The sequence below is a fragment of the Pantoea sp. MQR6 genome, assembly GCF_022761075.1.
GTDB classification, from domain to species: Bacteria; Pseudomonadota; Gammaproteobacteria; order Enterobacterales; family Enterobacteriaceae; genus Pantoea; species Pantoea phytostimulans.
In genome coordinates, this window is sequence record NZ_JAKYXB010000001.1 from 79,875 (window position 1) to 100,816 (window position 20,942).

The following is a 20,942-nucleotide window of genomic DNA, read 5'->3' on the forward strand; positions in this document are numbered from 1 at the left end:
TTGAGCTAAGAATAGTCAACCGCCTGCGACACCGCGTAAATTGTCCGGTTTTTTGCTCAGAGGTTTAAAGCGGGTCACAAAATTTTGTTACTTATGGATTCTTTTCATCAGGAACGTTACTTTATAACATTATGAAACGCACTCTTTTTGCTTTGCTGATACTGATGAGTTCGACGGCGTTAGCGCATCCGCACAGCTTTATCGATATGAAAACCGAATTAGTCGTTGATGGTGATCATTTTACCGGCCTGAAAATGACCTGGACGATGGATGAGATCACCTCCGCTGATCTGTTATATGACGCGGGTGACGCGAAACCGGGTTCGGTGGTCTGGAAAAAACTGGCGGCAGGCGTCATGGCTAATGTATTGGGCCAGCACTATTTTTCTGAAATCTGGCACAATAAACAGCGGGTGAAATTTTTGAATTTACCAAAAGAGTATCAGCTCTCACGTAACGGTCACAAAGCGGTGCTGGAATTCATCCTGCCGCTGGCAGAACCCCCCATACTCAGCGGCCAGCGCTTCGAAATCCTGACATTCGATCCCACCTATTTTGTCGATATGTTTTATGACAATGCAGGCGCGTTGAGCTTGCCAGCCAGTTTGCAGTCGCGCTGTGCATTTGACCTTAACACGCCCAAACCAAACGATTCGCTGAAGCAATATGCCTTGTCCCTGGACAAAGCAGACGCGCCGCCGGAAGAAGTCGATTTAGGACGGCAATTTGCCCAAACGGTGATATTGACATGTCATTGATGTCTTTGTCGCCACGCGTGATGCGCAGCTGGCCGCTTTGGTTACTGGCTGCATTATTGATGGTGCTGGGCGTGACCCTTTGGCTGCACTGGTCGCAGATTCTGTTGCAGAGCGTGTTGTGGCAGAAAACGCTGCACCGCGAAATGACCCAGTTGTTGCAGCAGGTAGCTGATCAACCTCATCAGGCTGGCCTTTCACTGCTGTTATTCAGCCTGCTCTATGGCGTGCTGCATGCGCTGGGCCCGGGACATGGCAAAGTCGTCATCACCACTTTTTTGGCAACCCATCCGGCAAAGCTAAAAACCAGCTTGAAACTCACGCTGCTGGCATCGCTGCTGCAAGGTACAGTTGCCATCGTGTTAGTGACGCTCATGCTGGTTATTTTGCAAACGTCGTCACGTCAGCTTCATCTCGGCAGTTTTTGGCTTGAAAAGGGCAGCTATTTGCTGGTGATTGGATTAGGCATTTGGATAGGTTATCGCGCGCTACAGTCGCTTTGGCAGCAACGGCAGCAGCGTTCGGCACTAAAAATCTATACTTTACGGCCTGATCATCAACACGATGCACATTGCGGCTGCGGTCACGCGCATCTGCCCAGCGCGCAGCAAATTTCTGAGGCGGTGAATGGCAAGACGCAATTACTGGTGGTGATGTCGATGGGTTTACGCCCTTGCTCGGGTGCCATCATGATGCTGCTGTTCGCTAAGGTCATCGGCGTCTATCTCTGGGGCGTGGCATCGGCAGCAGTAATGGCCGTGGGCACCGCGCTGACTATCTCCGCCATTGGCTTGTTCGTGCAGCGATCGCGTGCTTTAGCCCAGCGGTTGGCACGCGTCAGCGGTGTAGCGAAAAGTGCACGCCTTTTGATGCCCCTGCTGGCGCTGTTGTGTAGCCTGCTATTAATATTTGCCGGAGCACTATTATGGCAATCAGTACAACCCGCATTAACCGGCGGAATTCGCCCTTTCTAATTATTAAAAAAGCGCAGCGGAATTTATATTTCCACGCGCTATTCTCCTCGCTAGTTATTTTTTCACGCCTCGGTAATATTTTTATCTCTTCACGCTTTGCTGGTGAAATGAGTTTTCTCTGTCTACGCTGAATAACAACCAAAGGGTATTAACTCACTCGGTTAGATAATTAAAAGTTTTTACTTACGTCTGTCGCAAGGAGAATACATTATGGCTGAAACTCGGATTAGTAATGGTACTACGCAAACGGTGGCGACAACGCCTGCCGGCTTACCACTGAAACGTATTTCCTGGAGCGCTGTTTTTGCAGGGGTTATATGTGCTTTGATCGTGCACATTTTATTAGCCCTGCTTGGAACCGCAATTGGCGCCACCACCATCGATCCTATGGAAGAAAAGAATCCACTGCAGCATCTCGGCACAGGTGCGTTGGTGTGGACTGCCATTAATATGCTGCTGGCTATGGCTGCAGGTAGTTACGTTGCCGGACGTTTAGCGCAGCGTGAAGGTGCAATGCATGGTTTGTTAATGTTCGGCCTGAGCACATTATTTACCATTTGGCTCGCAGTTTCACTCGCCAGCAGCGTATTAGGCGGTGCAATGAATATTGTGGGTTCAGGATTTCAGGCATTGGGTAGTGGTATTTCCGCCGCCGCGCCGTCGGTTACGCAAATGGCAAAAGATAAGCTACAAGAAAATAATATTAATTTAGGCGATCTGCAAAATGAGCTGGAAACCACGCTGCGCCAAACGGGCAAGCCGGAATTACAGCCAGAGAACTTACAGCAGGATGCAAATAAAGAAGCGCAAAATGCAGAGAACCAAGCGGCGGATACAGCTAAGCAGCCACAAAATGCTGATACTGACTTAACAAACTGGCTGCGCGGCATCATGGATCGTCACTCAGATACATTACAAGCAGCCGATCGTGACGCTTTGAAAAATATCATTAAAGCGCGTACTGGGAAAAGCGATCAGGAAGTCGATCAGATTGTGGCCCAGACTGAACAGAGCTACCAACAGGCGATGCAGAAATATCAGGAACTCAAACAGCAGGCTGAGCAAAAAGCGCGTGAAGCGGCTGAGCAAGCTGCCGCTGCTACGGCAAAAGCCAGCTGGTACGCTTTCTTCATGCTAATTATTGAAGCTATCCTGGCCGGTGTGATGGGAATGATTGGCCGTCGTACTCAGCCGCATCAGGTTCTGAGCCACGAACGTCGTTAATCTTCTTTAGTCACTGAAAGGCAATAAAAAAGGCGGCATAGGAATGCCGCCTTTTTCGTTCACGCTGTCGCGCGATACATCTCTGCTTTTAGCGCTTCAGCGCTTCACTCAGTTCTTCACGCATAGAGGAAAGCATCGCTTTTACGACACGAGGATTACCCGCTACGAGGTTACCTGAGTGCAGATAGCCGTGATTACCCGTGAAATCCGTGACCAAACCGCCTGCTTCACGCACCAGCAAATCGCCTGCTGCGAAATCCCACGGCTTAAGGCCGATCTCGAAATAACCATCAACGCGTCCTGCTGCAACATACGCTAAATCCAACGCAGCTGAACCGGTGCGACGGAAATCGGCACACTGAGTAAAGAGTTTGGTAACGATGTTCATGTAAGTTGGCGCGTGCTGCTTCAGTTTGAACGGGAAGCCGGTTGCCAGAATAGTGCCATCCAGATCGCGAGCGATGCTTCCGCGCAGACGATATCCATTAAGCTGTGTGCCTTGACCACGTACTGCGCTGAACAGCTCATTGCGCATTGGATCGTAAACCACGGCAACTTCGGTGCGGCCTTTGATGCGCACAGCGATAGAAACAGAGAAGTGGGGCAGACGTTTGATGAAATTGGTGGTGCCATCCAGCGGATCGATTACCCATTGAATGTCCTGATCTTCGCCCGCCAGTTCACCGCTTTCTTCGGTGATAATGGTGTGCTGCGGATATGATTTACGAATAACTTCGATAATCAGGCGTTCTGCGTCGCGGTCAACATTGGTAACGAAGTCGTTGCTGCCTTTCTGGCTAGCCTCGACGGCGTCCGGGGTTTCATAATTCTTGGCAATTAAATTTCCGGCCTTGCGCGCTGCGCGCACGGCGATGTTGAGCATCGGATGCATCGGTATCTCTCACTGGATGTTAAAGAACGGGGAAAACGGCGCGGAGTATATCAGCGTGTTCGGTAAATGTCCTGTTTTTATGTTAGGCTGAGCGCCATCATTTTCTGACCAATCCCAATTATGCTGCAAAATATTCGAATTGTGCTGGTGGAAACCTCCCACACCGGCAACATGGGCTCCGTTGCGCGCGCCATGAAAACCATGGGTTTAACGAATCTTTATCTGGTTAATCCGCTGGTGAAGCCGGATTCCCAAGCTATATCCCTGGCCGCAGGCGCCAGCGATGTTATTGGCGAAGCCAAAATCGTTGACTCGCTCGACGAGGCGATCGCCGGATGTAGCCTTGTTGTTGGCACCAGCGCACGCTCACGTTCGCTGCCATGGCCAATGCTCGATGCGCGCGAATGCGGCATCAAAAGTGTGGAAGAGGGCCAGCAAGCGCCGGTCGCGCTAGTGTTTGGTCGTGAGCGCGTGGGGCTCACTAACGACGAATTGCAGAAATGCCATTATCACGTCGCGATTCAGGCTAATCCAGAGTACAGCTCACTGAACCTGGCGATGGCGGTACAGATCATCGCCTATGAAGTGCGCATGGCATGGCTGCAGGCGCAAGAAAAAGCCGATCCAAAACCAGAGTATCAAGCGTCACCTTATCCGCTGGTCGACGATCTTGAGCGCTTTTATCAGCACATGGAACAGATGATGCTGCGCAGCGGCTTTATTCGTGAAGCCAATCCGGGCCAGGTAATGAGCAAATTGCGTCGCCTTTATACCCGTGCGCGTCCAGAACGTGATGAGCTCAATATTTTGCGCGGCATGCTTTCTTCATTTGAGAAGCGTAAAAACAGCAAGGATGGCGACGATAATAGTTGAGTAAATTACTTGGTTAAATACTTGACTAAAATACTCGGTTAAATAGTTGACCAATTTACTCGGGAATGTCAGACTTCGGACATCTTTCGCTAATCCTCCGATAACCGGACGCTATTGAGGTCGTACGCTATGAGACTGACATCCAAAGGACGTTATGCCGTTACTGCTATGCTGGACGTTGCCCTTCATTCCCATGAAGGCCCGGTTCCGCTAGCTGATATTTCTGAGCGTCAGGGCATTTCGCTGTCGTATTTGGAGCAGTTATTCTCGCGTTTACGTAAAAATGGCTTAGTGGCCAGTGTTCGCGGCCCGGGTGGCGGTTATCTGCTTGGTAAAGAGTCGAATGCTATCGCGGTAGGCGAAGTGATCACGGCGGTTGACGAATCTGTCGATGCCACTAAATGTCAGGGCAAAGAAGGTTGCCAGGGCGGCGAGCGTTGCCTGACTCACGTTCTGTGGCGCGATCTGAGCGTGCGCATTAGTGAGTTCCTGAACAACATTACGCTGGCTGAATTGGTCAACAATCAGGAAATCCTTGATGTTGCCGATCGTCAAAATGCGAATGACAACCGTCGCTTCCAGAAGCCGCGTGCTCAGGAAATTAACGTTAACCTGCGCGCCTCTTAATCCCTGCCTCTTCGGCCCTTACTGCTAACGCGGTCAGGGCCGTTTCTGCTATAAATACGTATGAATTTTTATACGGAGCTGTAGCGCAATGAAATTACCGATTTACCTGGATTACGCCGCAACCACGCCGGCCGATCCGCGTGTGGCCAGCAAAATGATGCAATTTTTGACGCTGGACGGCACCTTTGGTAATCCGGCCTCGCGTTCTCACCGTTTTGGTTGGCAATCTGAAGAAGCGGTCGACGTTGCGCGCAATCAAGTGGCGGAACTGGTTAATGCCGATCCACGTGAAATTGTTTTCACCTCCGGCGCGACTGAATCAGATAACCTCGCCATAAAAGGCGCTGCCCATTTTCATCAGGCGCGCGGCAAACACATCATCACGAGCAAAACGGAACACAAAGCGGTGCTCGACAGTTGTGAACAACTTGAGCGCGAAGGCTTTGACGTGACCTATTTAACGCCTGCCGCTAATGGCATCATCACGTTGGATGCGCTGCGCACGGCGCTGCGTGATGACACCGTGTTGGTGTCAATCATGCACGTCAATAATGAGATTGGTGTCATTCAGGATATCGCTGCCATGGGCGAGTTGTGTCGTGAGCGCGATATTCTCTTTCATGTTGATGCCACACAAAGCGTCGGCAAATTGCCCATTGATCTCAGCAAACTAAACGTCGATTTAATGTCCTTTTCAGCGCATAAAATCTACGGCCCGAAAGGCATTGGCGCGCTCTACGTGCGGCGTAAACCGCGTATTCAAATTGCGGCCCAGATCCATGGCGGCGGTCATGAGCGCGGTATGCGTTCGGGAACGTTGCCGGTGCACCAGATTGTCGGCATGGGTGAGGCGTACCGTATCGCCCATGATGAGCGTGAACAAGAGATGGCGCGTTTGCAGCAACTGCGCGATCGTTTATGGCAAGGGCTTAGCGTGCTCGATAATGTCTACGTCAACGGCGATCTGCAGCAAAGTTCTGCCAATATCCTTAATGTCAGCTTTGCCAATGTTGATGGCGAATCGTTGATCATGGCCCTAAAAGATTTGGCGCTCTCCTCGGGTTCAGCCTGTACTTCTGCCAGTCTTGAACCTTCTTACGTGCTGCGAGCCTTGGGCCTGAGCGACGAACTTGCACACAGTTCGCTGCGCTTTTCGCTTGGCCGTTTTACCACTGAAGAAGAGATCGATTACGCCATCACATTGGTGCAAAAATCGGTCACACGTCTGCGCGCCTTGAATTCTGCTGCACGCTAATCGTTAAGCCGCATGATTCTGGAAAGGGCGCTATTGTCCGGGATGCGCTGGCATCGCCTGAAATAATCTGTTATCAGGATTGTCTGCACATTCCATGTAACACCTTCACAGGCCGTACCTACACTTTGCCTGGATGACACTTATAACGTATACGGAGCTTCGCGATGACCACGCAACCGATGAACATCACTCTTAGCAACCAGCCCGCCGATGCGCGCTGGGGCGAAAAAGCTATTCTGACCAGCAACGACAGCGGTATGACGCTGCATATTACCGGCGCGGATGCGCTGATGACGATTCAACGCGGCGCACGCAAAATTGATGGTCAGGGCGTTCGCCATGTCGCGCTGGTCGGTGAGGGCTGGCACCTCGAACAGTGCTGGGCTTTCTGGCAAGGCTATCGTGGACCAAAAGGCAAACGTCAGGTTGACTGGCCGACACTGGGTGAGCATGAGCAAGCTGAGTTTGCTCGCCGCCTGAAAATCGTTGATTGGGTACGTGACACCATTAACCTGCCAGCAGAAGAGTTGGGGCCAGAAGATTTAGCGCACAGCGCAGTGGATTTGATCAGTGAAGTGGGCGGCGATGCTGTTAGCTATCGCATTACCAAAGGCGAGGATCTGCGCGAGCAAGGTTACATGGGCTTGCATACGGTTGGACGCGGTTCAAATCGCCCACCCGCTTTTCTTGCCCTGGATTTCAACCCAACCGGCGACGACAAAGCACCGGTTTACGCTTGTCTGGTCGGCAAAGGTATCACCTTTGATACCGGCGGTTACAGCATGAAGCAGAGCAGCTTCATGGACTCAATGAAATCCGATATGGGCGGTGCGGCAACGGTGACTGGCGCGCTGGCGATGGCCATTTCACGCGGTCTTAATAAGCGCGTAAAACTCTATCTTTGCTGCGCGGATAACATGGTCAGCAGCAATGCCTTCAAACTGGGCGATATCATTCGCTATCGTAACGGCAAATCCGTTGAGGTCATGAATACCGATGCGGAAGGGCGTTTGGTCCTGGCCGATGGCCTGATTGATGCCAGCGAGCAAAAGCCGACTTTACTGATTGATGCGGCAACGCTGACCGGTGCGGCAAAGACGGCGCTCGGCAACGATTATCACGCCCTGTTTACTTTTGATGATGTCATGGCGCAGTCACTGATGGGCAGCGCAGTCAGTGAGAACGAGCCGTTCTGGCGCTTGCCGTTGGCAGAATTCCATCGTAGCCATTTGCCATCAAACTTTGCCGATCTGAACAATATTGCCAGCCCAGCACATGCTGCGGGTGCCAGCAGTGCGGCTGCTTTTCTGTCGCATTTTGTCAGCGATTATCAGCAAGGTTGGCTGCACATTGACTGCTCCGCCACCTATCGCAAAGGCGCAGTGGATCAGTGGTCTGCGGGTGCAACCGGTCTTGGCGTACGTACGTTGGCAAACCTGTTACTGAAGTAAACGATCCCGGCGGCGGCAAACAGGCCGCCGCTTTTTTGAGAGTAGATTATGAATCGTCTTGAAGAAGTGCTGAAGCTGGCGGCAACCGAGCCTGCGCATCGTCCCGAGTTTTTCCAGTTATTGCTAGAATCGGATGCCTGGGTGCCAGGTGAAAGCACTGCACAGCAGCTGGATGCCAATACTCCGGTCGATTTGCAGCACTGGGAAAAAGAAGATGGCAGCAGCGTCATTCCGTTTTTCACCTCTGAACACGCGATGAGTGAAGCCATCAGTGCTGAACAAGCTTATCTGCGTTTGCCGGTTCGCACGCTGTTCGAAATGACACGTGGCGAAGCGCTGTTTCTGAACCCAAAATTGCCGAGCGGTAAAGAGTTTTCTGCGGCTGAGATCAGCCATCTGTTGGGCGAGCAGGGCGATGCGCTGAGCCAGCAAACAGTGTTGGAAGGCGGGCATGCGCTGCTGTTATCAGAAGTGGCGGAACCGCCTGCGCAGATGATCGATTCTCTGACCCAGCTGTTCAGCAAATACAAACAGGTGCGACGCGCCTTTGTCGCCAGCATTCGTGAAAGTGCGGAAGAAGAGCCAAATCTGCTGATTGGCATCGAGGCGGAAAGCGATATTGACGCCATCATTCAGGCTGCAGGCAGCGTAGCGACTGATACCTTACCGGATGATGCGCCCATCGATATTTGCGAAGTGACGCTGGACGATCGCGGCATCAGCCACTTTTTTACCGCCCACATTACGCCATTTTATGAACGTCGCTGGGGCAGTTTCCTACGCGACTTCAAGGGCAGCCAGCGTATTATCTAAAAAAAGTGCGGCACTGTTTATCGTTAAACAGGCTGCACTTTTTCAATTAATACGTTTATTTCTCAATGGGTAAGTCGTCGCGGCTGCCCCATTCGCCCCACGAACCGTCATACAGCGCGACATTACGCGCACCCAGCGCAGTCAGCGCCAGAATCACCACCACCGCAGTCACACCCGATCCACAGCTGGCAACCACCGGTTTTTCAATATCCACACCCGCTTTAACAAACAGGTCGCGCAGCTCTGCTACCGGCTTTAACTCGCCGTTCGCCACCAGATTGTTCCACGGCACATTCAGGCTACGCGGGATATGACCACGATGCAGTCCGGGCCGCGGTTCATCCACTTCTGCATTGAAGCGATTCGCGGCTCGCGCATCGACAATCTGCGCACCGCCTTCATGGCTGATCAGCAACACATCATTCAAACGCTTAACCTGGCTTTCATCGTAGGTGGCTTCAAACTCGCCTTCTGGCAGCGTAACCGGGCCGGCTTCTACCGAGAGGCCTGCCGCTTTCCAGCCCTGCAAACCGCCCGCTAAAATAGAAACCTGCTGTACGCCAAAAGCGCGCAGCATCCACCATGCACGGGGTGCCGAGAACAGGTTGCCTTCATCGTACACCACTAAATGTTTATCGCTGCTGACGCCCAGTTCGCGCATCGCCACTGAAAAACCTTCGGCGCGCGGCATCATGTGCGGATAGGGGCTGGTGTGATCGGAGAGCGCTTCAATATTGAAAAAAGGCGCATCAGGTAAATGGCCTGTCAGGTATTCGGCTTGAATATCCCGCACCGCCTCCATGCCCGGCGGCAGCATTCGCGCATCCAGCACTTGCAGGTCTTTGTCGGTGTAATGTTCATTCAACCAGTCAGCGGATACAAACAGGGGAGCTGTCATAGCAACCTCTTCTCAAGATTCAGGAAGAGCCAGTTTCCGGTAATGGGCGCGCTATCTCAAGGGAAAGCGTTGATTAAATGGCGGCGTTGATGTGAAATTGCGCAGCGTTATTTACAACCTCTTCTGGGTCTGGGTGAAGGATTTACCATGAACAAACGCATTAACCGGCTGCTGCTCAGCATGCTGTTGAGCAGTGTGCTGCTGAGTACCGCAGCGCTTACTTCTTTTTCAGCTGTTGCCGCTGAGTCAGTGACGGCAACATCGCTAGCCAAGCCGCTTCAGGTGAGTGATCTCTCTGAATTACAGCTGGACGGCGCAGCGACGTTAGTGCTGACCTTCAATGCTCCGCTCGATGAAAAGCAGGATTTCTCTCGCCTGGTCACACTGACCGATGATGAACGCGGAAAAGTTGACGGCGGTTGGGAGCTTTCAAACAACCGTAAAGCGCTGCGTTTTCGTCACCCTGAACCCTCCCGTAAGCTGTCACTGAAGGTCGATGCCGCGCTGCGTGCCGCCAGCGGTGAAAGCCTTAGCGCGCCTTTCTCGCAAAAGCTTACCACCCGCGATATTCAACCGATGGTGGGATTTGCCAGCCGGGGTTCATTGTTGCCGCTGCGTTTGACGCAAGGTTTACCGGTTCTTGCGCTAAATATTGCGCGCGTTGATGTGGATTTTTTCCGGGTTAAAAACGCCACGCTGGCAGATTTTTTGGCTCAGTGGAATTACGGCAGCAACTTGTCGAGTTGGCAATCTGACGATTTACTGAAAAACGCAGATTTGGTCTATACCGGCCGCTTTGATCTCAATCCAGCACGCAATACACGTGAAAAATTGCAGCTACCGCTGAGCAACGTGGATGCTCTCAAGCAGCCGGGTGTTTATCTGGCGGTGATGAAACAGGCTGGCAGTTATCACTACAGCACGCCCGCCACGTTGTTTACGCTCAGCGATATTGGTCTGTCGCTGCATCGCTTCCCTACGCAATATGATCTCTTTACCCAAAGCCTGGAAACTGGCGCACCGCTTTCAGGCGTCAGCGTGCAGTTGCTGGATGAGAAAGGGCAGCAACTGGAAAAAAGCGAGAGCGATAATAACGGGCATTTACGCTTCAAAGCTCAACCCAAAGGCAAGCTGCTGCTCGCCACCCTGGGTGAACAGACTTCATTAATTGATCTCACTCGCCCGGCGCTCGATCTGGCTGAATTTCCTGTCGCCGGGCCGCAAGGTTACGAAAAACAGCTGTTCGTATTTGGGCCACGCGATCTGTATCGTCCAGGCGAAACGGTGATAGTTAACGCTCTGCTGCGTGATGTTGATGGCAATCCGTTGCCCGCGCAGCCCATCAAAGCTGAGCTGCTGCAACCGGATGGTGAAGTGTCGCGCAGCTTTGTCTGGCAGATGGAAAAGGGTTTTTACCAACAGCGTCTGACGTTATCAGCCTCTGCGATGACCGGCGAATGGTCATTGCGCCTGAATACCGGTGACAATTTGCCGCGACAGTGGAAATTTCAGGTAGAGGATTTTTTGCCAGAGCGCATGGCGCTTACCCTGAAAAACAGCGATCAGCCGCAACACGCTGATGCTGACATTACTTTTGATATTGCTGGGCGTTATCTTTATGGCGCACCCGCCGCGGGAAATCAGCTGCAAGGCCAGCTTTATCTTCGTCCGGCACGTGAAGCAGTTGCTGCGCTGCCAGGTTATCAGTTTGGTGATATCACCGAAGAGGAATTAACGCGCAGCCTGGGTGACGTCGACCTCAAGCTGGATGCAAAAGGTCAGGCGCAACTGGCGGTTGAAAGTCAGTGGGCAGAAAGTCATTCGCCGCTCAATCTGATTCTACAAGCCAGCCTGCTTGAAACCGGTGGTCGTCCGGTCACGCGTCGTGTAACCCAGGCGATTTGGCCAGCCGATGCGCTGCCGGGTATTCGCCCGCTGTTCAGCAGCAAAGCCGTCTATGACTACCGCAACGACAGCTACCATGACGAACCCACGGTGCCAGAAAATAGCCAGGCCGAGTTTGATATCCTGTATGCCAACAGCAAGGGTGAAAAGCTCGCCGTAAACAATCTGGATGTCAGACTCATTCGTGAACGCCACGACTATTACTGGAGCTTTTCCGACAGCGAAGGTTGGCAATCACGCTTCGATCAAAAAGATCTGCAGGAAGATGAACAGCGCATCACGATTCCTGCTGGCGGTAGCAGCAAAGTCAGTTTCCCGGTGGAGTGGGGCGCCTATCGTCTGGAAGTGCAGGCCGGTGAGAAAATTGTTAGTAGCGTGCGATTCCAGGCCGGTTACAGCTGGCAGGATAACACCAACGGCACTGGCGCATTACGCCCGGATCAGGTCAAGTTGAAGCTCGATAAAGCGGCTTATCAACCGGGTGATACTGCACAGATACAGGTGGAATCGCCCACAGCGGGCAAAGGTTATCTGTTGGTTGAATCGAGCAGTGGCACGCTTTGGTGGCAGGCACTGGATGTTCCCGCTGGCGGTACCACCCTCGCTGTGCCCATCGATAAAAGCTGGCAGCGCCACGATCTCTATCTCAGCGCCATCGTGGTGCGTGAAGGGGATAAAGTCAGCGGTGCTACGCCAAAACGCGCGGTGGGTTTACTGCATTTACCCATGGCAACAGAAGCGCGGCGTTTAACGCTGGCACTCGACGCACCTGACAAGGATCGTCCCGATCAAACGGTGAAAATCAACATAAAAGCCAGCCGGGAAGGTGGCGCACTACCGCAGCAGATTCATCTGCTGCTGTCGGCCGTGGATAGCGGCGTACTCAGCATCACGGATTATTCAACCCCGAACCCGTGGGACGCCTTCTTTGGCCGTAAACGTTACAACGCCGATCAATATGATGTATTTGGCCAGCTGATTGAAGGCGGAGGGCGGCTGGCGGCATTACGCTTCGGCGGCGATGCCAGCGAAGATGCCATGCGGCGCGGCGGCAAAAAGCCGGTCACACAGGTCAATATTGTGGCGCAGCAATTACAGGCGGTCACGCTGGATGAAAACGGGGAAGGCACGCTGGAACTGCCGATTCCAACCTTTAACGGTGAGCTGCGCCTGATGGCCCAAGGCTGGAGTGAGGAGAGTTTTGGCGCAGCAGAGCGCAAGCTGGTGGTCGCTGCACCGCTTATTACCGAACTCGCCACACCGCGCTTCCTGGCGGGCGGCGACCAAGCGAACCTGGCGCTGGATATCACTAATCTCACCGATCTCCCGCAAACGTTAAAAGTGAATTTCTCTGCCAACGGATTGGTTGCACTGAATGGCGCAGTGACACAAAACGTGACGCTGGCGAAAGGCGCGCGAACCACGCTGAAAGTGCCGGTTAAAGCGCTGAACGGCTTTGGTGATGGCAGCGTAGACGTTGAAGTGTCTGGCCTGAATCTGCCGGGTGAAAATCTCAAGTCCAGCAAGCAGCAGTGGAAAATAGGCGTGCGGCCCGCTTATCCAGCGGAAACACTGAATTTCGATGCAGTGATTACGGCCAATCAGCCGTGGCAAGTGATGGCAACTGCGTTCAGCGGAATGGAGAAAGAGACCTTAAGCGGCAGATTGTCGCTCAGCAATCGTCCACGGCTGAACATCGCCAGCTACATCAGCGAGCTGTACGCTTATCCTTATGGCTGCCTGGAACAAACCGCCAGCGGAATCTGGCCGTCGGTATTTACCCGCCATGCGCAACTTATGGCAATGGGCATCAAAAGCAGCAGCGACGATGCGCGTCGTGCCGCCATTGATACCGGTATTGCTCGCATGGCGGGAATGCAGCGGCCCAACGGCAGCTTCGGCTTGTGGAGCAAACAAAGCGAAGAGGAGTTTTGGCTGACAGCGTATGTCGCTGACTTTTTATTGCGTGCCAACGAAGCGGGGTATGCGCTGCCAGAAGGTGTCATCGCCCGCGCCGATGAGCGTCTGCTGCGCTATCTGCAAGATCCGTCACAAATTGACAAAGGCTGGAGCAATGACGTTGAGGCGCTGCGTTTTAGCGTTCAGGCATACGCGGGACTGGTGCTGGCACGGCAGCAGAAAGCGCCGTTAGGGGCGTTGCGTGCGCTATATGAAAAACGCGACAAGGCGAAATCAGGGCTGGCGCTCATGCAATTGGGTATTGCGTTAAAACTGATGGGCGATGAACAGCGTGCGCAGCTGGCCATTGGGCAGGGTGCTGCGATGAATCGTCCAGACAATGATGGATTTGGTGATTACGGCAGTGACGTTCGCGACCGCGCATTAATGATCGCTTTGCTGGCGGAAAATAATCTCCAACCGGATTTACAAAACACGCTGCTGCTGGCGCTGACCAAAGCGGTTCATGGCAAGCGCTGGTTCTCTACACAAGAAAATAATGCGTTGTTCCTGGCGGCACGAACGCTGCAAAACAGTAAAGGTGACCAATGGCAGGCGACACTGACCGGTCATCGGGAACCGCTGAGCAGTAACGGATTGCTGAACACCGCACTGAATGAAACGCAGCTGATGCGTGGCGTGGAGGTTAGCAATGAAAGTCGTTCGCCGCTGTATGCCAGTCTCAACGTGGTGGGGTATCCCGCTTCATCGCCTGCACCGATGAGTAACGTGCTGGGTATCAAGCGCGAGTATTTCACACTCAACGGCAAAGCCGCCAATCTCGACAATTTGAGCAGCGGTGAATTAATCATGGTGCGTTTAACCGTGTCGGCGAAGAAAAGCGTTAACGATGCGCTGGTGGTCGATATGTTGCCTGCGGGTCTGGAACTGGAGAATCAGAACCTCGCTGACAGCAGTGCCAGCCTCGGCGACAGCGCCGATGCTCTCAAGGAGAGCATGATGGATATGCAGCAGGTAGACATCAAACACATTGAGTTTCGTGACGATCGCTTCGTGGCGGCGTTGGCTGTGGATACCTATCGGCCTGCCACGCTGATCTATCTGGCACGTGCCGTTACGCCAGGCCGCTATAAAATGCCGCCGCCGCAGGTGGAATCAATGTATGTGCCGGAATGGCGCGCGGTGGGCAATACGGCAGAGATGCTTCATGTGCGTTAAGCAGGATGCGTGCGGGTGAAGCGCGTGCACTTCAACAAGCGGTGGCTCGGGCTGCCGCTTTTTTTTCTGACATTATTCGCGCTTCCTTTGGCGTTGGATCGGTTATTCCCTCTTCCCTTGCATCAGGTGCAACCTGCACGTGTCGTCGTGGCGGAAGATGGCACGCCGCTGTGGCGCTTTGCCGATCGGCAGGGCATCTGGCGCTATCCCGTCACGCCGGAAGATGTCGCGCCCGCTTACGTAGAAGCGCTACTGACTTATGAAGATCGCTGGTTCTGGCACCATCCGGGTATCAATCCATTCGCGTTAATTCGTGCCGCCTGGCAAGATCTCTCCAGCGGTGAAATCATCTCGGGTGGCAGCACCTTAACGATGCAAGTGGCGCGATTGGTCGATCCTCAACCGCGTACCCTGCGTGGCAAAATCATTCAAGCGTGGCGTGCCGTGCAGCTTGAATGGCATCTCTCTAAACAGGAAATTTTAACCCTTTATCTCAACCGAGCACCCTTCGGCGGCACCTTAGAAGGTGTGGGTGCGGCAAGCTGGAGCTGGTTGGGTAAGCCGCCTTCACAGTTGACCAAAGGCGAAGCGGCATTGTTGACGGTATTACCGCAGGCGCCCAGCCGTTTACGTCCCGATCGCTGGCCGCAACGTGCAGAAAAAGCGCGTAACAAAGTGCTGGATCGTTTGGCTGAATACCACGTTTGGACCCCAAAAGAGGTGGCAGAAATCAGGCAGGAAGCGGTTTGGCTGCCGCCACGCCAAATGCCACAAATGGCGCCGCTGCTGGCGCGACGTTTGCTATCGCAAACCCACGAAAACAAAATCGTCTCAACCCTCGATCCCGCATTGCAGCGTGAACTGGAGAGGGTGGCAGAAAACCTGAAAGCGCAACTGCCGCCCCGGAGTTCGTTAGCGATGCTCGTGGTGGATCATACATCGATGAAGGTGCGTGGCTACGTTGGCTCAGTCGATTTCAACGATGACAGCCGCTTTGGCCATGTGGATATGATTTCCAGCGTGCGTTCGCCAGGATCGGTGCTCAAACCCTTTATATATGGCATGGCATTGGATGACGGATTGATCCATGCGGAATCACTGTTGCAGGATGTTCCTCGCCGTTTTGGTAACTATCGCCCCGGCAATTTTGATAGCGGGTTTCATGGGCCGGTCAGCGCCAGTGACGCGCTGGAACGCTCGCTCAATCTGCCAGCAGTGCAACTATTGGAAGCGCTAGGGCCAAAAAATGTCACTGCGCGTTTGCGCAACGTAGGATTGAATTTGCGCTTTCCGCCCGCCGCAGAACCCAATCTTTCGCTGATCCTTGGCGGCACTGGCACGCGCATGGATGAACTGCTGGCGGCTTACAGCGCTTTCGCTCGTCATGGCAATGCGGCAAATTTGCGCTGGCTGGCGGATCAGCCTTTGCATGAGCGTCCCTTGCTCTCGCCGGGCGCGGCATGGATTGTAAGGCGCATTTTGGCCGGTGAAGCACAACCTGCGGGAAATGGCACTGTGACGGATGTGGTGCCGCTGGCGTGGAAAACCGGTACCAGTTATGGCTATCGTGATGCATGGGCGATAGGCATTAATCCACGTTATTTAATCGGAATCTGGGTTGGACGGCCCGATGCAACCCCGGTTGCAGGGCAATATGGCGTTGCCACCGCCATTCCGATACTGAATCAGGTGAATAGCGTGCTGATGAGCCGCTTATCGGGCAACCGCGCACCGGGCGATCCGCGTCCTGCCTCCGTCAGCAGCGTGAGCATTTGCTGGCCTGGCGGACAACCTTTACCGGCGGGTGACACAAACTGCCGACAACGGCGACAAAGCTGGGTGCTGGATAATACGCTGCCACCCACGCTGCTTGCGCCCGGCCAGGAGGGATTTAGCGGTTTGCGGCTGCGCTACTGGCAAAATGCCAAAGGGTTACGTGTTGCTGCGGATTGTCCGCAAGCCACACCTCACGAGCAAATTATGTGGCCGCTGCCGCTGGAGCCATGGTTGGCAAAAGCTGAGCGTCGCAGCCAAAGGTTGCCGCCTATTGATCTGCAATGCCCACCGCTACAGCAGGGAAATGTGCTGCCACTGATTTTAACCGGGGTGATTGAGGGGCAGATCGTGCAGCCACTGCCCGGGAAAACATCATTGGTTTTACCGGTTACGGTGCAAGGCGGTCAGGGAAATCAACGCTGGTGGTTTCTTAATGGTGAGCCGTTGGCAGAGGAGAGCCCAACCAATACGCAGTCGCTGGCCCTGAACAGCACGGGTGAATATCAATTGGTGGTGATGGATGAAACCGGTCAACTCGCCTCGGTGAACTTTACCGTTCAATGAGGGCAAACCGGCTGATTGCACACTTACTGAGCCATTACTTCGACAGAGATCAATATTTTTCAACAAATTATGGGATCTCTGATAGGCAATGCCTGACTCAACCCCTATAATCGGCGCCGTTTCTTAGCCGGGGCGTGCGCTTCCCGGTTTCTTCAGGACATCAAGACAGAGGTCATCATGGCAATCGAACGTACTTTTTCTATCATCAAGCCAAACGCCGTCGCTAAAAACGTGATCGGTGCAATCTACAACCGTTTTGAAAGCGCAGGCTTCAAAATCGTTGGCGCGAAAATGCTGCAGCTGAGCAAAGAGCAGGCTGAAGGTTTTTATGCTGAGCACCAGGGCAAACCTTTCTTTGACGGTCTGGTTGAGTTCATGACTTCTGGCCCAGTAGTAGTTTCAGTACTGGAAGGCGAAAATGCCGTTCAGCGTCACCGCGATCTGATGGGCGCAACCAACCCAGCGAACGCGCTGGCGGGCACGCTGCGTGCAGACTACGCTGACAGCTTCACTGAGAACGCGACTCACGGTTCAGATTCAGCAGAATCCGCAGCACGTGAAATCGCTTACTTCTTCGGCGAAAACGAAATTTGCCCACGCACTCGTTAATCGCTTCGCGATAAACGGATAGCTGGCTTTACAAAAATCTGCGCAAGGATTTCGATCCCGCCTGGCATCAGGCAGCAGATGTTGTACAATATTGCGCCCTCATTAAGCTTTCTTAGTGAGGGCGCAATTTTTTACCTATTCTTAACCAGAGCCATAACGTGTAACAACGAGGCCAGAGAACATTATGTCCGAACAGATTGTGACGCCATCGTCCGCATCCCCCATTGTTGTTTCCCCAAAAAGCCAAAAAATTAATTTGCTGGATCTGAGTCGTCCGCAGATGCGCGAATTTTTCCTTTCGCTTGGCGAAAAGCCTTTCCGTGCCGATCAGGTTATGAAGTGGATGTATCACTACTGCTGCGATGATTTCGAGCAGATGACTGACATCAACAAAAAGCTGCGCACTAAGTTGATGGAGCTGACCGAGATCCGCGCGCCGGAAGTGGCAGAAGAGTGGCGCTCCGCCGATGGCACCATTAAGTGGGCGATCCGCGTGGGCGATCAGCTGGTGGAAACCGTGTACATTCCGGAAGGCGATCGCGCCACACTGTGCGTATCATCACAAGTAGGTTGCGCACTGGAGTGTAAATTCTGTTCGACTGCCCAACAGGGTTTCAACCGCAACCTGCGCGTGTCCGAAATTATCGGTCAGGTATGGCGCGCGGCAAAAATTGTCGGTGCCGCAAAATTGACCGGCCAGCGTCCGATCACCAATGTTGTGATGATGGGCATGGGCGAACCGCTGCTTAACCTGAACAACGTGGTTCCGGCGATGGAAATCATGCTGGATGACTTCGGTTTTGGATTGTCTAAACGCCGTGTGACGCTTTCCACCTCTGGCGTGGTGCCTGCGCTCGACAAACTCGGCGATATGATTGACGTTGCGTTGGCGATCTCGCTGCATGCCGCAAACGACAAACTGCGCGACGATATCGTGCCAATCAATAAAAAATATAACATTGAAATGTTCCTGGCAGCGGTAAAACGCTACATCGCAAAATCCAATGCTAACCAGGGGCGTGTCACCATCGAGTACGTCTTACTCGATCACGTTAATGACAGCACTGATGATGCGCACGAACTTGCCGCACTGCTGAAAGAGACGCCATGTAAAATCAACCTGATTCCATGGAACCCCTTCCCAGGTGCACCTTATGGACGCAGCTCAAACAGCCGCATTGACCGCTTCTCAAAAGTCCTGATGGATTACGGGTTTACCACTATTGTGCGTAAAACCCGTGGCGATGATATCGATGCTGCTTGTGGTCAGCTGGCGGGTGAAGTCATTGACCGTACCAAACGTACCCTGAAGAAAAAAATGGCAGGCGAACTGATCTCTGTGAAGGCGCTCTGAAACCCTGACGCATAATATTCCCCGTTGGTGTCGCTCGTGGCAGGCTGCTGCCAGCTAATCAAGCGACATGAGGGAAGTAAAATGCGTAAAGGATTACCGGCAGGCGTGTTAGCAAAATTAGTGGCGCTGTTTGTTGTAAGCGGTTGTGTCAGCAATACACCACAACCTGGCGCGGCAGAAGTCCGTCTACAGTTAGGTATGCATTATTTAGCAGTAGAAGATTATGCCGCAGCACAGCGCAACTTTCTGCGCGCTCAGGCTGCTGCGCCCCGTGATTATCGGGTGCCTTTGGCGCTGGCTCGACTGGCGCGGCTACAGGGAAATTCTGCTGCCGCGACCAGGCAGTTTCTTGTGGCTCAGCGGCTGGCACCAAAGAATGGATACGTTGCTAACAATTACGGTGCGTTTCTTTGCGCTTTAGGGCAGTATGACGAAGCGCATCAACAGTTTAAACGGGCAATGGATGCGCAGGAAGGAGACGCCCGCATCGATGCTTTCGAACTGTCGGGATATTGTTATCTGCAGGCAGGCGACGATGAGTCAGCACGTTCAGCCATACTGCACGCGCTGGATGCGGATCGGGGCAAAGGAGAGTCCATGTTGGCCGAAGCTGAAAGGCTGGTGGAGACTCACCAATCGGTTAACACACCGTTATTGTTAGAGATTTACCAGCAACGTTTGCCAGAAACGGCACGCAGTCTGGCGTTACACATACGTTTCGCCGCGCAACAGGAAAATGCCGCAGACATTACTCGTTATGGCGACCAGTTAGCGCGACGTTTTCCACAATCGATACAGTACCAGCGTTATTTAGCTAATGAATACTGAAGCCACTCAAGAGAACTCTGCAGTACATTCTACAGGCGAACGCCTGCGTCTGGCCCGTGAGCAGATGGGACTGACGCAGCAGAACGTTGCTGAACGCCTGTGTCTGAAACTTTCTACCGTACGAGACATTGAGGAAGATAAATCGCCTGCTGATTTAGCCTCAACGTTTTTGCGCGGATACATTCGCTCTTACGCACGTCTGGTGCATATTCCTGAAGAGGAATTGCTGCCAATGATGGCGAAACAAACGCCGGTGCGTGCAGCAAAAATCGAACCGATGCAAAGTTTCTCCTTGGGCAAGCGCCGCAAAAAGCGCGACGGTTGGTTGATGATCTTCACCTGGCTGGTGTTGTTTGTGGTCGTGGGTCTGACGGGCGCCTGGTGGTGGCAAAACCACAAAGCGTCGCAAGATGAACTGGTCACGATGGCCGATCAGAACGGCAGCAGCAACGGTGACAACAGTCAATCCATCCCGTTGGGTGAAAACGCGGGCGACGGCGGAGCGGATGACACCGCTGCGCCTGCCGCACCAGACGAAAGCAATACCGCGCCTGCCGCAACAGAAAACAGCGTTGCTAATACGCCTGCACCTGCGACTAACGCGAATAACACGGTACCGTCGCCACAAGACAATGCTGTGGTTTCACCTAGCCAGCCGCCGGTAAACACATCAGCAGCACCAACCGCACCACAAATGCCGGTGGGTGCCGCTGCAGTAAGTGAACCAGCAACCGATCCTAATGCCGTTGTTATGACGTTTAACGCGGATTGCTGGTTAGAAGTCACAGACGCGACCGGTAAAAAATTGTTCAGCGGATTGCAACGCAGCGGCGGTAAACTTAGCCTTGCCGGAACTGCGCCGTATCGCCTGAAAATTGGCGCGCCATCAGCAGTTCAGGTGCAATACCAGAACCAGCCTGTTGATTTGAGTCGTTTTATCCGTACTAACCAGGTTGCTCGCCTGACATTAGGTGCGCAATAACAGCGTATTGCGTACCGGGCAATT

16 protein-coding genes are annotated in these 20,942 nt (G+C 53.3%); 14 read left to right on the forward strand and 2 right to left on the reverse strand.

What is annotated here, in order from left to right; all coding sequences use genetic code 11:
• Positions 1 to 131: 131 nt before the first annotated feature.
• The 3 genes from MUG06_RS00375 to MUG06_RS00385 all read left to right on the forward strand — a co-directional run bounded on the left by MUG06_RS00375 (position 132) and on the right by MUG06_RS00385 (position 2,953).
• Complete coding sequence (locus tag MUG06_RS00375) at positions 132 to 758, forward strand: DUF1007 family protein (protein WP_243077396.1); 627 nt, start codon at positions 132 to 134, stop codon at positions 756 to 758.
• Positions 749 to 1,729, forward strand: a complete 981-nt coding sequence (locus tag MUG06_RS00380; protein WP_243077397.1) for a nickel/cobalt transporter — start codon at positions 749 to 751, stop codon at positions 1,727 to 1,729. Before MUG06_RS00375 ends, MUG06_RS00380 begins: the two co-directional genes overlap by 10 nt.
• Positions 1,730 to 1,939: 210 nt before the next feature.
• Positions 1,940 to 2,953: a TIGR04086 family membrane protein gene (locus MUG06_RS00385; RefSeq protein WP_215845855.1), complete on the forward strand. Its 1,014-nt coding sequence runs from the start codon at positions 1,940 to 1,942 to the stop codon at positions 2,951 to 2,953.
• An 88-nt stretch (positions 2,954 to 3,041) separates the two neighbouring features.
• Here the strand turns inward: MUG06_RS00385 and suhB are convergent, their stop codons facing one another.
• A complete protein-coding gene (gene suhB / locus MUG06_RS00390) occupies positions 3,042 to 3,845 on the reverse strand; it encodes an inositol-1-monophosphatase (protein WP_215845856.1) in 804 nt (267 codons plus the stop codon).
• A 120-nt stretch (positions 3,846 to 3,965) separates the two neighbouring features.
• On the opposite strand from suhB, the gene trmJ reads away from it, so the two are divergent.
• The 5 genes from trmJ (at position 3,966) to sseB (ending at position 8,864) form a co-directional block, all read left to right on the forward strand.
• Positions 3,966 to 4,718: a tRNA (cytosine(32)/uridine(32)-2'-O)-methyltransferase TrmJ gene (trmJ, locus tag MUG06_RS00395; protein WP_215845857.1), complete on the forward strand. Its 753-nt coding sequence runs from the start codon at positions 3,966 to 3,968 to the stop codon at positions 4,716 to 4,718.
• Between the two features lie 129 nt (positions 4,719 to 4,847).
• Positions 4,848 to 5,345 carry a Fe-S cluster assembly transcriptional regulator IscR gene (gene iscR / locus MUG06_RS00400; RefSeq protein ID WP_215845858.1) on the forward strand — a complete coding sequence of 166 codons (498 nt, stop codon included), beginning with the start codon at positions 4,848 to 4,850 and terminating at the stop codon, positions 5,343 to 5,345.
• A gap of 88 nt (positions 5,346 to 5,433) precedes the next feature.
• Positions 5,434 to 6,600, forward strand: coding sequence for an IscS subfamily cysteine desulfurase (locus tag MUG06_RS00405; RefSeq protein ID WP_243077398.1), 1,167 nt, complete (start codon positions 5,434 to 5,436; stop codon positions 6,598 to 6,600).
• 164 nt (positions 6,601 to 6,764) lie between these two features.
• A complete protein-coding gene (gene pepB, locus MUG06_RS00410) occupies positions 6,765 to 8,051 on the forward strand; it encodes an aminopeptidase PepB (protein WP_243077399.1) in 1,287 nt (428 codons plus the stop codon).
• Between the two features lie 48 nt (positions 8,052 to 8,099).
• Positions 8,100 to 8,864, forward strand: coding sequence for an enhanced serine sensitivity protein SseB (gene sseB, locus MUG06_RS00415; protein WP_243077400.1), 765 nt, complete (start codon positions 8,100 to 8,102; stop codon positions 8,862 to 8,864).
• 55 nt (positions 8,865 to 8,919) lie between these two features.
• Here the strand turns inward: sseB and sseA are convergent, their stop codons facing one another.
• Positions 8,920 to 9,762 carry a 3-mercaptopyruvate sulfurtransferase gene (gene sseA, locus MUG06_RS00420; protein WP_243077401.1) on the reverse strand — a complete coding sequence of 281 codons (843 nt, stop codon included), beginning with the start codon at positions 9,760 to 9,762 and terminating at the stop codon, positions 8,920 to 8,922.
• Positions 9,763 to 9,909: 147 nt separating this feature from the next.
• Here sseA and MUG06_RS00425 point away from each other — a divergent pair, with 147 nt between their 5' ends.
• The 6 genes from MUG06_RS00425 (at position 9,910) to rodZ (ending at position 20,918) form a co-directional block, all read left to right on the forward strand.
• Positions 9,910 to 14,805: an alpha-2-macroglobulin gene (locus MUG06_RS00425; RefSeq protein ID WP_243077402.1), complete on the forward strand. Its 4,896-nt coding sequence runs from the start codon at positions 9,910 to 9,912 to the stop codon at positions 14,803 to 14,805.
• Positions 14,806 to 14,820: 15 nt separating this feature from the next.
• Positions 14,821 to 17,145 (forward strand): peptidoglycan glycosyltransferase PbpC, encoded by a 2,325-nt coding sequence (gene pbpC / locus MUG06_RS00430; protein WP_243077403.1) that lies wholly within the window; start codon positions 14,821 to 14,823, stop codon positions 17,143 to 17,145.
• 177 nt (positions 17,146 to 17,322) lie between these two features.
• Positions 17,323 to 17,754, forward strand: a complete 432-nt coding sequence (gene ndk / locus MUG06_RS00435) for a nucleoside-diphosphate kinase (protein WP_003848684.1) — start codon at positions 17,323 to 17,325, stop codon at positions 17,752 to 17,754.
• A 184-nt stretch (positions 17,755 to 17,938) separates the two neighbouring features.
• Positions 17,939 to 19,108 (forward strand): bifunctional tRNA (adenosine(37)-C2)-methyltransferase TrmG/ribosomal RNA large subunit methyltransferase RlmN, encoded by a 1,170-nt coding sequence (locus tag MUG06_RS00440; RefSeq protein ID WP_215845863.1) that lies wholly within the window; start codon positions 17,939 to 17,941, stop codon positions 19,106 to 19,108.
• A gap of 81 nt (positions 19,109 to 19,189) precedes the next feature.
• Positions 19,190 to 19,936 carry a type IV pilus biogenesis/stability protein PilW gene (pilW, locus tag MUG06_RS00445; protein ID WP_243077404.1) on the forward strand — a complete coding sequence of 249 codons (747 nt, stop codon included), beginning with the start codon at positions 19,190 to 19,192 and terminating at the stop codon, positions 19,934 to 19,936.
• Positions 19,926 to 20,918: a cytoskeleton protein RodZ gene (gene rodZ / locus MUG06_RS00450; RefSeq protein ID WP_215845865.1), complete on the forward strand. Its 993-nt coding sequence runs from the start codon at positions 19,926 to 19,928 to the stop codon at positions 20,916 to 20,918. The genes pilW and rodZ overlap by 11 nt, the downstream gene beginning before the upstream one ends.
• The last annotated feature ends 24 nt before the right edge of the window (positions 20,919 to 20,942 follow it).